Source organism: Actinobacillus porcinus (assembly GCF_901764995.1).
Lineage (GTDB): Bacteria > Pseudomonadota > Gammaproteobacteria > Enterobacterales > Pasteurellaceae > Exercitatus > Exercitatus porcinus.
In genome coordinates, this window is record NZ_CABFKI010000007.1 from 49645 (window position 1) to 63140 (window position 13496).

Below are 13496 nucleotides of genomic sequence, written 5' to 3' on the forward strand. Positions count from 1 at the left end.
ATTCCAGTACAATACAAAAAATTTAGTTATAAGAGAATCACTATGGCACGTAAACCCACAGAATTAGATTTTGAAAGCACCTTATCGCAATTAGAAACCATTGTTTCACGCTTAGAAAATGGCGATTTACCCTTAGAAGACGCCTTAAAAGAATTTGAAGCCGGTGTGAAATTAGCCAAAATCGGACAAGAACGCTTACAGCAAGCGGAACAACGTATTCAAATTTTGTTGCAGAAAAATGAAAACGCCCCTTTAGACGATTATCAAGCTGAAGAATAATATGAGCCAATACGATTTCAAACAGGATTTACAACAAATTCAACAGCATATTAATGACTTTATGCTGAACCAATTTTCGACCATTGACAGTCAACCGTCCCCCTTGGCGGATGCGATGAAATATGGGCTATTGTTAGGCGGTAAACGTATTCGTCCCTTTTTGGTGTATGCCACCGGGAAAATGCTCGGTGCAACCCAAGCGCAATTAGATCACGCCGCGGCAGCTATTGAATGTATCCACGCCTACTCGCTTATTCACGATGATTTACCTGCTATGGATAATGATGAATTACGCCGTGGGCAACCGACTTGTCATATAGCCTATGATCACGCCACTGCCATTCTTGCCGGTGATGCATTGCAAACTCTTGCTTTTGAAATTCTCACTAAATCCACCGCACTTTCCGCGGCACAACAACTTCGTTTAGTGCAAGTATTAGCACAAGCCTCTGGTGTGCAAGGTATGTGTTTGGGGCAAAGTTTAGATTTATTGGCGGAGCATAAACAGGTGTCATTGGCGGAATTAGAACGCATCCACCGTAACAAAACAGGCGCATTGCTCTCTGCGGCGGTTACCATGGGTTTTCTTTGCTCACCACAGTGGCAAAACAAGGCGTTAGAGCAAAAACTCGCCCGTTATTCTGCTGCCATTGGTTTAGCCTTTCAAGTACAAGATGACATTCTAGATATTGAAGGCGATCAGGCAGAAATCGGAAAACCGGTGGGCTCTGATTTAGATTTGGATAAAAGCACTTACCCGAAATTATTGAGTTTAGACGGCGCGAAACAAAAAGCCCAAGAACTGTATCAAAGTGCGGTGGCTATTTTGGATGAAATTGACGCAGATACCACGGCATTACGTGCATTAGCTGAATTTATCGTTCAGCGCAAAAATTAGCATTTTCGACTTTCTTTTAACGCCTAACAAAATCAAGTACAATGGCGAAGTTTATTTTTATTTACAAATTGATGATTTCAAGCAATGACAAAATATCCTTTACTTTCTCAAATTGATAGTCCGGACGATCTTCGTGCGTTTAATAAAGAGCAATTACCTCAAATTTGTGATGAATTACGTGCTTATTTGCTTGAATCAGTAAGCCAAAGCAGCGGACATTTATCCTCAGGTTTAGGCTGTGTGGAATTAACCGTTGCCTTGCATTACGTCTATAAAACGCCGTTTGACCAACTCATTTGGGACGTAGGGCATCAAGCCTACCCCCATAAAATCCTAACCGGTCGCCGTGACAAAATGGCGACCATTCGTCAGAAAAATGGTATCCACCCTTTCCCTTGGCGCGAAGAAAGTGAATTTGACGTATTAAGCGTTGGGCATTCTTCTACCTCAATTAGTGCCGGATTAGGCATTGCCGTTGCTGCAGAAAAAGAAAATGCAGGTCGGAAGACCGTTTGTGTAATTGGCGATGGTGCCATTACCGCAGGTATGGCCTTTGAAGCATTGAACCACGCAGGGGCATTGCATACGGATATGTTGGTGGTATTAAACGATAACGAAATGTCCATTTCTAAAAATGTGGGGGCATTGAATAACCACTTAGCTCGTCTTTTCTCAGGTTCTCTTTATACCAATGTACGCGATAGCAGCAAAAAATTATTGGATAAAGTCCCTTCTGTTAAAAACTTTATGAAAAAAACAGAAGAACATATGAAAGGCGTGATGTTCTCCCCTGAAAGTACCTTATTTGAAGAATTGGGTTTTAATTATATTGGACCGATTGACGGGCATAATATCGAAGAATTAGTGGCAACATTACAAAATATGCGCGAGCTAAAAGGCCCGCAGTTCTTACATATTCGCACTAAAAAAGGCAAAGGCTATGCCCCGGCAGAAAATGATCCCATCGGTTTCCACGGTGTGCCTAAATTTGATCCCGCAAGTGGCACCTTGCCGAAAGGAAACGCGAAACCCACTTATTCTCAAATTTTTGGTAACTGGTTATGCGAAATGGCGGAAAATGATCCGCGCTTAGTGGGCATTACACCCGCCATGTGTGAAGGGTCGGGAATGGTGGAATTTTCACAACGTTTTCCAAACCAATATTTTGATGTTGCCATTGCGGAACAACACGCCGTAACCTTTGCGGCAGGCTTGGCAATTGGCGGCTATAAACCGATTGTGGCGATTTATTCCAGCTTCCTACAACGCGCTTACGATCAAGTTATTCACGATGTAGCGATTCAAAATTTACCGGTGTTATTTGCTATTGACCGCGCTGGCGTAGTGGGTGCTGATGGACAAACGCACCAAGGGGCATTTGATGTGTCATTTATGCGTTGTATTCCAAATTTAGTGATTATGACCCCAAGTGATGAGAATGAATGTCGCCAAATGCTCTATACAGGTTATCAATGCGGCAAACCTGCTGCAGTGCGTTATCCGCGCGGTAATGCGGTTGGGGTTGAATTAGCACCACTACAAATGCTCGAATTAGGAAAATCAAAACCGGTTCGTCAGGGTGAAACGATTGCTATTTTAAACTTTGGCACCTTGTTACCACAAGCCATGGAAGTCGCGGAAAAAATCAATGCCACGGTCGTGGATATGCGTTTTGTCAAACCCATTGATGAAGCACGAATTATCGAGATGGCACAAAGCCATACGCTTATCGTTACCTTGGAAGAAAATGCCATTCAAGGCGGTGCAGGCTCCGCGGTGGCTGAGGTGTTAAATGCACATCAAAAAAATACCGCACTTTTACAACTTGGTTTACCTGATTTCTTTATCCCGCAAGGCACACAACAAGAAATTATGGCGGACTTAGGTTTAGATGCAAAAGGTATTGAAGAAAAAATTCAGCATTTTTTGAAAAATTTATAAAATATGTTGAACCATTTTGCTATTCACTAGTCTGAGTAATCGCTAGTGCACTGCTATTGAGAAATATCAGTCGTCTTTTTTATAAAATCTTACATTTTTTATTCGCCGCTATCCCTTTGATAGCGGTTTTTTTATGCCGTTTACATCAACGGATTCCCAATCTTACAGACATAAAAAAGGACACCCTAAGGTGTCCTAATTCTATGCTTTAAATTAAAGCGCAGATTTTGCTTTTTCAACTAAAGCAGCGAAAGCCACTTTGTCGAATACAGCGATGTCAGCAAGAATCTTACGGTCGATTTCAACAGATGCTTTTTTCAAGCCATTGATGAATTTGCTGTAAGATAAACCGTTTTGACGCGCTGCCGCGTTGATACGAGCAATCCATAATTGACGGAATTGACGTTTACGTTGACGGCGGTCACGGTAAGCATATTGACCAGCTTTAATCACTGCTTGGAACGCAACGCGATAAACACGTGAACGCGCACCATAATAACCTTTAGCAGCCTTAAGAACCTTCTTATGGCGTGCTCTTGCAATAACACCACGTTTTACACGAGCCATTATTTAATCTCCTAATGTATATTAATAACTAAAATTTACTTGACGTACGTTTGCTTAACGGCTTATGCGTATGGTAAGCAAGCTACAACTAAAACTTGGTCTGCTTTCGCAACCATTGATTTATGACGTAGATGACGTTTACGTTTAGTAGTTTTCTTAGTCAAAATATGACGTAAGTGAGATTGTTTACGTTTGAAACCGCCAGACGCTGTTTTTTTGAAACGTTTAGCAGCACCACGTACTGTTTTAATTTTAGGCATTGTTTTATAAACTCCGCATTGTTTTTGTTAATACAACGATAATCAGGCGAAAAACACGTTTATTTCTAACCGCACTTTTACTTGGAAAGCACTGCTTATCTCTAAAATCGCTTGCGCGATATGGCTTAATTAAAAGCCAAAAGCAAATCAGGCTGCTGAGTATGCCTGTGGATTGCTTTGTTTTTCAAGCATGAAAAACGGACGAATTTTACAGAATCCGTCCGTTTTATGCAAGAAAATATTATTTTTTCTTCGGCGCAATCACCATAACCGCTTGGCGACCTTCTAATTTACCCGGTGCGGATTCTACGGCAGCAACTTCTGAAGTATCTTGCTTAACGCGCTCTAATACGTCAAAACCAATTTCTTGGTGAGCCATTTCGCGACCGCGGAAACGTACGGTAATTTTCACTTTGTCGCCGTCTTCTAAGAAACGCATAATGCTACGAAGTTTAACTTGGTAATCGCCTTCGTCTGTACCCGGGCGGAATTTAATTTCCTTCACTTGTACAACTTTTTGCTTTTTCTTTTGTTCTTTAGCGGCTTTTTCTTTTTCGTAAATGAATTTACCGTAATTCATAATACGACAAACCGGCGGTTCCGCATTTGGACTAATTTCCACCAAATCCAAATCTGCTTCTTCCGCTCTTGCAAGGGCATCTTGCAATGAAACAATACCGACTTGTTCGCCGTTTTCATCCGTTAAGCGAACTTCTTTAATACCGCGAATTTCATCATTAAGACGATGTGCGCGATTTGATTGAACACGTTTTACAGGTTTAATAGTGTTATTCCTTCTAGTAAATTTAACTCACTGTAATTGCCAACAAAGTATTAAACACACTCTCTTGACTTATTCTTTTAAAAAAACGCAGAAATTCTATAGGAATTCAACTGATTATGCAATAGACAATCCTTGCTCGCCAACGAAAAGGATAGACTTGTGCCTATCCTTTATTCTTCGTTATAAAAAATTAGAATTAATAAAGATAATAAGAATAATCAATGGAATAATAAATCTCACATAATTAAACCAAAGATTGGTAAAGGTTTCTCCTGCACCTAATTCCCGCTTCGCTTCATCTTTAAGCACATAGCCCACGAAAATCGCGCTACCAAGTGCGGTCAAAATAAATAAAATATTGCCGCTAGCATAATCAAAGGCATCAAAAATACTTTGACCACCAATAGAAATATGACTCCAAATATTATCGCCCAGCACTGAAGGAACATTGCCTAAAATAAAGGTGCCTATCAACACAATGGCAATAGATTGCTTACGGCTCAATGCCGTTTTTTCTTGCAATGCGGTAACCAACACTTCATAAATCGTAATGGAAGTTGTCAACGCCGCCGTAATCAACAAACTAAAGAAAACCGTAGCAAATATGCCCCCTGCCCACATATGCGAGAAAACAATCGGCAAACTTTGGAACACTAAAGTCGGCCCTGAATTAGGCGCCACATTAAACGTAAATAGCGAAGGGAAAATCATAAAGCCGGCAGCAAGGGCAATAAGCGTATTAATCACGCCGGTAATTGTCGCCGTACGTACCAATTTTTCTTGCTTAGACAAATAGCTCGACAACGTAATCAACACACCAAATCCCAAACTTAATGCAAAGAAAACTTGCCCTAAAACAAAGACAAAAAGTTCTTTAGTGATTTTTGAAAAATCAGGCACAAGGTAAAATTTAATACCCTCCATCGCACCGGGCAAAGTGATATTCCGAATAATCATAATAATTAAACAGATAAATAATAATGGCATCAAAATTTTTACGGAACGCTCAATGCCGTCTTTGATCCCCTTAATTAGAATGACGTAATTCGCTGCCACAAAAAGTGCGGTGTAAATTAACACCGTTACGGGGGAATTTTTGATGTTGTCATTAAAAAATGCGGACGTTGTTTCAATGGTCACATGTTCAGACAAGTCCAACCCACCTGAAATCAGGCTACCGATATAGGTCAACACCCAACCGCCTAACACCATATAATAGGCAAGAATGCCAAAGGAGCCTAATAACCCCATATAACCTAAGATTTTCCACGCGCCAGCAATTTTCTTCCCATTGACTTCCCCACCAAAGGCATCAATGGAATTGACTTGCATGCGTCGTCCAATCACATTTTCTACTAAAATCATCGGAATCCCGATAACGATCATCGCAATGCAAAACAGTAACACATAAGCCCCACCTCCATTCTCCCCGACTAAATAAGGAAAACGCCATGTTGCGCCAAATCCCACCGTTGCCCCGGCGACGGTTAATATATAAGTCAATTGACTAGACCAAGACTGTCGTGCTTTCTTTGTGTTAACACTCATATTTCACCTCGTTTTTGGATAGCCAAAACGCCCATCTGTGATAACACAGAGGGACGTTCTCATACAACTCGGCTTGATATTTTGATTAAGCGTTTAACGCCACTTGTGGTTCGGTATATTCAATGCCAAAGGCATCGCTCACACCTTTAAACGTGCATTTACCGTTATAGGTATTGAGACCCTGCAATAAGGCAGGATCAGATAAACAGGCGGCTTTAACACCTAATGCCGCAATTTTTAAGCCATATTCTAAGGTTGAATCAGTTAAACCTAATGTCGATGTGCGCGCCACACAACCCGGCATGTTTGCCACGCAATAATGAATCACGCCATCAATCTCATAAATCGGGTCATTGTGCGTCGTGGCTTTTGAAGTTTCAAAACAACCGCCTTGGTCAATCGCCACATCCACCAACACTGCGCCTTTTTTCATCAATTTCAAATCATCTTTGCGCAATAAGTGCGGTGCTTTTGCTCCCGGAATTAAGACGGCCCCAATCACCACATCCGCTTCAGGTAACAAGCTCAAAATATTACCACGCGAACTCGTCAAGGTTTTAATACGCATATCAAAAATTTGATCGATATAAGCTAAACGTGCTGCATTAATATCTAAAATGGTCACATCAGCCCCAATTCCCATCGCCACTTGAGCCGCATTCAACCCCACCACGCCTGCACCTAAAATCACCACTTTCGCTTTAGGTGTGCCGGCTGTACCGCTTAATAGCACCCCGGCACCGCCAAAGGTTTTTTGAATATATTTCGCCGCTTCCAAGGTTGCCAAACGTCCGGCAATAGAACTCATTGGCGCGAGACAAGGCAAACCTGTTGGGGTTTTAATGGTTTCATAAGCGATAGATTGAATGTTACGTTCAAGCAACATATCGGTAAGTGGTTTATCTGCGGCAAGATGAAGATAGGTATAAAGGATTTGGTTTTCTCTAAAATAAGGATATTCACATTCAATCGGTTCTTTCACTTTGATGATCATATCACTTTTTTCAAATAGCGTTGTTTTATCTGTGATAATCGCCCCCGCAGCTTGATAAGCTTCATCGGCAAATCCGATTTCTGCTCCCGCGCCCTGCTCAATATAAACAGTATGGCCTGCTTCCACATAGGATTGAACATTAGCAGGGGTTAAACCAACACGATATTCCTGAACTTTTACTTCTTTTGGACAACCTATAATCATAATATCCTCCTTAATGAGATTGATGTTCGATGAGTGATTTAGGTGTACAACATTCTGAAAAGCGTAACCAGCTTATTAAAAATGTTAAATCGAGCAATTGGTAACATTTATGTTACATTATAGTTACTTTTTGATAAAATTTTGTGAATATGCTCACATTTTGAAAAATAAGTGCAAAAGTGCGGTTAAAAATTTCATTTTCTTGACCGCGCTTTGTGGATTAAATTTACAAATAAAAGTTGACAGCTTAATGACTTAACCGCAAACTATGGCACAATTATTTAAGGAGATTTTTATGACAATCAAACACATAAAAAAATTAGCGTTCATTCTAGGATCTGCGGTTTTGCTACAAGGTTGTGTAGCGGCGGTAGTGGGCGGCGCGGCAATAGGTGGTAAAATTGCCACAGACCCTCGTACAACCGGCACGCAAATTGATGACGAAACCTTAGAATTTAAAGTATATGACGCCATCACTAAAGACGAACAAATTAAAGCGGAAGGACGTACCGTTGTCGTGGCTTATAGCGGTCGCGTATTATTACTCGGGCAAATGCCAAATGAAATGTCAAAAGAAACCGCCACCAGCTTAACCAAAGGTGTGGAAGGGGTAAAAGATAATGAAGTGTACAACGAAATGACGATCGGTACGCCAATTAGCCTGACCCAACGCACTCAAGACAGTTGGATCACCACCAAAGTTAAATCGAATATGTTAGTCGATTCTAAAGTGAAAACCACGGATATCAAAGCCATCACTGAAAACGCTACCGTGTATTTAATGGGCAATGTCACCCAAGATCAAGCCACTGCGGCAGCCAAAATTGCCAGCGAAGTAAGCGGTGTAAAACGTGTGATGAAAGTGTTTAAATATTTAGATTAATTAACTTGCACCATAGGGCGGATTTCCTATCCGCCCATACAATGTTCAAGCCCTACTCCGCCGTCAATTCATCCGCAATCACTTCCGCTTGCTCCAACACAAATTGGATTGCCTCATCGCATTTATCCGGTGGATATTTGAATAATCTCAACGTTACACGCACCAAGTTTCGCATTTTGGCACGCACTGCTTCTTTGTATTGCCAGTCGATAGTGGCGGATTTACGCAGTTTATCGGTAATCGCTTTTGCCAAGTTTTTCAAGGCATCATCGCCCAATTCTCGCACCGCACTTTCATTGCGGGCAAGAGCATCGTAAAAGGCAATTTCTGCCGGCGATAAACCCAATTTCTCCCCACGTTGCAAGCGTTCGGTAAATTCCTTACTCATATTCAGCAACTCTTCCAACACTTGCATAATAGTGAGATTTTGGTTGTGGTATTTGTTTAACGCTTCTTTCAAACGCTCGGCAAAATCTTTTTGCACCGCCAAATTGCCTGTTCCTTTTTCATTGATTTGGCTACGCAAATAACGCTCCACCGCCAACAGCCAAAGCTCTTTGGTTTGACTGTTTTTGATTTTCTCTAAAAACTCTTCCGACAAAATATTGATATTCGGCTGTTCGCGGTTAAGCAAATCAAACAGGTTAATCGCACCGCTTGCGTCCACCGCTTTATTCAGTAATGCTACCAACTGCAACTGACGTTCTTCGCTTGAAGCGGTCGAATTTGGCTCACGTTTTGCCAAAATCGCACGCACCGCATCATAAAAGGCAAGCTCTTTTTGGTACTGCTGAACATCGCCGTCTGCACCGCATAAGCTAAAGCCTTTTTTCGCCAAACGCACCGCTTTTAAAAACGCATTACGTCTTGGGGTTTTCTCGGTTTTATCCGCAACCGTTTGATGATCTAAGGCGAGAATATGGTTCGCCCCCAACATTACTTGCTTGAACAACGCCAGTTCATCTTCAATTTTCAAGGCATCAAACAGCTTAAATGGCTGATCGTTCACAGGTGTAGCAAACTGCCCACGCACAACATCAATATATTCCAACATCTTTGCCTTAATTTCAGCGATATTGTGGGTCATCTGCCCTTTGCCGTGCGAGCGAGTATATTGTTCTGTCGCTTCCCGAAGTTCGCTGGTTAGCCCCACATAATCCACAATCAAACCGCCATTATCACGGCTCTTATTGCGGAATACACGGTTTACCCGTGCAATCGCCTGCATTAAATTATGCCCTTTCATCGGCTTATCAATGTACATCGTATTGCAACACGGAGCATCAAAACCCGTTAGCCACATATCACGCACAATCACTATTTTCAGCGGATCGTCAGGATCTTTAAAACGGCGTTCCAACAGCTTTTTATCTTGCGAAGAATAGATATGTTTTTGAATGTCCGCAGGATCGCTCGCCGACCCCGTCATCACAATCTTAATCGCTCCTTCATTCACATCATCGCTATGCCACTCTGGACGAAGTGCGGTGATTTTTTCGTACAATTTCACACAAATCTGACGGCTCATCGCCACCACCATTGCCTTGCCGTCAATTAAAGCGGTGCGTTGTTCAAAATGTTTGACAAAATCTTCTGCCAAACGGCTCAAACGCCCCTCTGTTCCCATTAATTTTTCACGCAAACGGAAGTTGTAGCTACTTTCATCATCTTCATCAATTAACGTTTGGGCTTCTTGCACCACATTATCAAACTCGGCACTCTGTGCAATCGGAATTTGTCGTGCTTCATAAATAATCGGCACTGTCGCCCCATCTTCCACCGCATCGGTAATATCGTAAATCGACACATATTTACCGAACACTTCCTGCGTATCTTTATCTTCAAGACTAATCGGCGTGCCGGTAAAGCCAATAAAAGAGGCATTTGGCAAAGCATCACGCAAATGTTTTGCATAGCCGACACGGTATGTCCCTGTGCGATTTAGCTCGTTGAGTTTCATACTTTGGCTAAAACCATATTGCGAACGGTGAGCCTCATCACTGATCACAATAATATTGTGTCGCTCGTTTAACACAGGGTGAGCCTGCTCGCCTTCTTGTAAACCGAATTTCTGAATAGTGGTAAAAATCACACCGCCTGTTTCACGCTTGGCAAGTTCTTCACGCAACGCCTCCCTGCCGTCTGCTTGCACAGGTTGCTGACGAATTAACGCCTGACCGCCTGAAAAGGTGGCATAAAGCTGGCCGTCCAAATCATTGCGGTCGGTAACGACCACAATAGTTGGGTTGCGTAACTCCGCTTGCGACAACAATTTGCCCGCATAAAACAACATCGACAACGACTTGCCCGAACCTTGTGTATGCCACATTACCCCAATTTTGCCATTGCCCTGCTCGCTCGCCGCCCACAGCGTACAATCCACCGCTTCATTCACGCCGTAGAATTGATGATAAGCGGCAATTTTCTTCACCAAACGACCGCTTGAGGCTTGCTCAAACACAATAAAATTCTGGATATAATCCAACAAACTCGTAGGATTAAGTAAACCACGCACCAAGCCTTCCAACTCGTGTTCAAACGAAATCCGTTGCTTGTTCTTCTCGTCCACCACACGCCAAGGGGTAAACCGCTCCAAATCTGCCGTAAGCGAACCGACCTTCGCCAAAATACCATCGCTGATCACAAGGGCTTGGTTATACACAAACAGATCGCCGATTTCCTGCTTATACGTCTGCAACTGATTAAACGCCTGTGGCAAATCCGCATTCTCTTTCAAGGGATTTTTCAGCTCCAACACCACCACAGGCAAGCCATTGATATAACAAATCACATCAGGACGGCGATTACCCTTCCGCCCCAAAATCGTCAGCTGGTTTACCACATCAAAACGGTTCAAGCTTGGCTGTTGAAAATCAATCAAACGGGCAAATTCCACCTTTTGCTCATCATTTTCCCGATATTCCACCCGAACGCCCTCACGCAAGTAGCGATAGGCTTGCTGATTACGCTCTGTTAAATCCGTAATATCCGTTTTGCACACCAACGCCACCACTTCGTCCACCGTGGCAGACGGCAACAGCGGATTTAACCGCTCCACCGCCTCACGCAACACCGAACGAAACACCACCTCGTCCGTCCGCAACCGCCAAGGATTTTCCCCATCGGCATTGATGGTCGAACCGTGCGTATAATCCCAACCCAATTCCTGCAAATGTCGCAAACAGGCTTGTTCAATGGTGTTTTCGTTGATGAGCATTGTTTTTTCCTTTTTTGTTTGTCTATCCTGTAGGGGCGACACATCTTTCGCCCCTTGTATATTAATTTTGTGATCCATATTCCAAAAATCACAGGATATGATTGATGAATATCTCTTCTATCTCTATTCTTTTACCTGTTAATGCATAGTTGCGCTGTGCATTTTTTTGTTATATATTCATTGAGAGAAAGCTAATGTTTAACCTAACCTATGCGCACTTTCGAGATAGCTATCTCTATCGTTTTTTCCAATATGGCGAAACAGATAGCAAAATCCCGGCAAATTTAAGGAAAGTGCTTGCGCGTAAATTAGATATGATCAACGCAGCGGAAAATCTTAACGACTTACGTATTCCCCCTGCTAATCAGCTCGAATTATTAGAGCCGAAAGAAAATAAGATGTACTCCATTCGGGTCAATAAACAATATCGCTTAATATTTAAATTTGACAACAACAGGTTATCTCATTTGTATTTAGATCCCCATACTTACGACTTATAAGGACCCAAAAATGCAAACCACTCCTAGAAAACCCACAGCGGTCGGTGAGATTTTACAAGAAGAATTTTTATCGCCTTTAAATCTTAAAATTTCAGATTTAGCCAATATTCTTGACGTTCATCGAAATACGGCTAGCGCGATTGTGAATAACAGCACCAAAATCACACTTGAAATGGCATTCAAATTAGCCAAAGCCTTTGGCACAACGCCTGAGTTTTGGCTAAATTTACAAAATGCCGTTGATTTATGGGAACTTAATCACAACACCCAATTTCAACAAAGCCTAGCCAAAGTTAAAATCGCCAAAGAATGGCGTAGCATATCGGCGTTTGCCTAGTTTTTATCCTATCCCATAATCTACCTGTAGGGGCTAATTACATTAGCCCCAAAATCATCGGTAATATCTGGGGCAAATGTGATTTGCCCCTACAACCACGGGTGGCAACGCCACCCAATTATGCTTAACCGATTGCGACAAAGTCGCTGTCGGGGTTGTAAAAATTTGTGGGAATGTTACCGCTTATATTTTTCAAATGAACTCAATAAATCTAAATTTGCTTTTTCGATAATTCCATCTAAATCTGGATAAATTGTTTCATAAGTAATACCGATATGTTCTAAATACTTCTGAATATCTTTTTTTAATGAATTAGATATATAATATTTTGTAAGCATTTTTTCTTTTACTTGTTTTGATAATGGTTTAGACCCTTCTATCTCTTTATTAACATTTTCATCAATTACATTACATATTTTTTCTAAATCACTTTCCATTCCCCAATATGTAAAGACCCCTTGTTGTGCTGTTAGTCTTCCGTAATAATCCATTCTAGGTTCAATTACGATGTTTTGTGATAACTTATTAATAAATTCAGATAAAATCCTATATACAGCTCTATATTCGCATTCTTCTTGACTATTAAAAGCAAAAAAAACTCCAACAAAAAATGATTTTGACCAATCTATTAATGGTGTTTTCATTTTTAAATGCTGTGCAATAGCCCATAACTCGTTATCATATTCTGAAGTATTACCTTTTAATAAACTTTGATCTTTTAATTTACCCCTTGCTAGCTTTTTAAAATTCGCAAGGTGTTCTTCTCGAATTTTATCGTAAAGCTCAGTAGTAATTATATCATTCGGAATATTATTTATAATTTCCCTTTCTAAAGAACTCGTTAATTTCCAATGATAATTAGATTGACCTCTATATATTGTGGGTCTAATTTGTTCAAGAGAAAATATCTTCTGACATACATAATAGAATTGTTCTATTGTTTCAATTTTTATACAATTAGCAAAACCTACTGAATTGTCAGAATATTTTTCTAAGGTATAGTTTTGTTCAAATATTCTTTTATTAATATCTATTTCTTGAATTTCATCAAGGTTTTCAACCGTTGGACATTGAAAAACCATAC

At 41.2% G+C, this 13496-nt stretch carries 13 protein-coding genes; 6 read left to right on the forward strand and 7 right to left on the reverse strand.

Features of this window, described 5'->3' with window-relative positions:
- The first annotated feature begins 42 nt into the window (after positions 1 to 42).
- The 3 genes from xseB (at position 43) to dxs (ending at position 3118) form a co-directional block, all read left to right on the forward strand.
- Positions 43 to 279, forward strand: coding sequence for an exodeoxyribonuclease VII small subunit (gene xseB, locus E7T07_RS06420; protein ID WP_135710069.1), 237 nt, complete (start codon positions 43 to 45; stop codon positions 277 to 279).
- A 1-nt stretch (position 280) separates the two neighbouring features.
- The gene (gene ispA, locus E7T07_RS06425; RefSeq protein ID WP_135710070.1) at positions 281 to 1177 is read left to right on the forward strand and encodes a (2E,6E)-farnesyl diphosphate synthase; all 897 of its coding nucleotides are present in this window, start codon (positions 281 to 283) and stop codon (positions 1175 to 1177) included.
- 84 nt (positions 1178 to 1261) lie between these two features.
- The gene (gene dxs / locus E7T07_RS06430; protein ID WP_135710071.1) at positions 1262 to 3118 is read left to right on the forward strand and encodes a 1-deoxy-D-xylulose-5-phosphate synthase; all 1857 of its coding nucleotides are present in this window, start codon (positions 1262 to 1264) and stop codon (positions 3116 to 3118) included.
- Positions 3119 to 3331: 213 nt separating this feature from the next.
- Here dxs and rplT read toward each other — a convergent pair whose 3' ends face one another.
- The 5 genes from rplT to ald form a co-directional block, all read right to left on the reverse strand.
- A complete protein-coding gene (rplT, locus tag E7T07_RS06435; protein ID WP_005596075.1) occupies positions 3332 to 3685 on the reverse strand; it encodes a 50S ribosomal protein L20 in 354 nt (117 codons plus the stop codon).
- 62 nt (positions 3686 to 3747) lie between these two features.
- Positions 3748 to 3945: a 50S ribosomal protein L35 gene (rpmI, locus tag E7T07_RS06440; protein WP_005596065.1), complete on the reverse strand. Its 198-nt coding sequence runs from the start codon at positions 3943 to 3945 to the stop codon at positions 3748 to 3750.
- A 241-nt stretch (positions 3946 to 4186) separates the two neighbouring features.
- The gene (infC, locus tag E7T07_RS06445; protein WP_135710072.1) at positions 4187 to 4729 is read right to left on the reverse strand and encodes a translation initiation factor IF-3; all 543 of its coding nucleotides are present in this window, start codon (positions 4727 to 4729) and stop codon (positions 4187 to 4189) included.
- Between the two features lie 180 nt (positions 4730 to 4909).
- Positions 4910 to 6277: a sodium-dependent transporter gene (locus tag E7T07_RS06450; protein WP_135710073.1), complete on the reverse strand. Its 1368-nt coding sequence runs from the start codon at positions 6275 to 6277 to the stop codon at positions 4910 to 4912.
- A gap of 85 nt (positions 6278 to 6362) precedes the next feature.
- Positions 6363 to 7475 (reverse strand): alanine dehydrogenase, encoded by a 1113-nt coding sequence (gene ald, locus E7T07_RS06455; protein WP_135710074.1) that lies wholly within the window; start codon positions 7473 to 7475, stop codon positions 6363 to 6365.
- 295 nt (positions 7476 to 7770) lie between these two features.
- Between ald and dolP the strand changes: the two genes are divergently transcribed.
- The gene (gene dolP / locus E7T07_RS06460; RefSeq protein ID WP_135710075.1) at positions 7771 to 8358 is read left to right on the forward strand and encodes a division/outer membrane stress-associated lipid-binding lipoprotein; all 588 of its coding nucleotides are present in this window, start codon (positions 7771 to 7773) and stop codon (positions 8356 to 8358) included.
- A gap of 52 nt (positions 8359 to 8410) precedes the next feature.
- Here the strand turns inward: dolP and E7T07_RS06465 are convergent, their stop codons facing one another.
- Positions 8411 to 11575 (reverse strand): type I restriction endonuclease subunit R, encoded by a 3165-nt coding sequence (locus E7T07_RS06465; protein ID WP_135710076.1) that lies wholly within the window; start codon positions 11573 to 11575, stop codon positions 8411 to 8413.
- Between the two features lie 194 nt (positions 11576 to 11769).
- Here E7T07_RS06465 and E7T07_RS06470 point away from each other — a divergent pair, with 194 nt between their 5' ends.
- Together E7T07_RS06470 and E7T07_RS06475 are read left to right on the forward strand one after the other, a co-directional pair.
- Entirely contained in the window at positions 11770 to 12075 is a 306-nt protein-coding gene (locus tag E7T07_RS06470) for a type II toxin-antitoxin system RelE/ParE family toxin (RefSeq protein ID WP_135710077.1), read from the forward strand.
- Positions 12076 to 12085: 10 nt separating this feature from the next.
- Entirely contained in the window at positions 12086 to 12412 is a 327-nt protein-coding gene (locus E7T07_RS06475; RefSeq protein WP_135710078.1) for a HigA family addiction module antitoxin, read from the forward strand.
- Between the two features lie 176 nt (positions 12413 to 12588).
- On the opposite strand, the gene E7T07_RS06480 is transcribed toward E7T07_RS06475, so the two are convergent.
- A complete protein-coding gene (locus E7T07_RS06480; protein WP_135710079.1) occupies positions 12589 to 13494 on the reverse strand; it encodes an FRG domain-containing protein in 906 nt (301 codons plus the stop codon).
- Between the last annotated feature and the right edge of the window lie 2 nt (positions 13495 to 13496).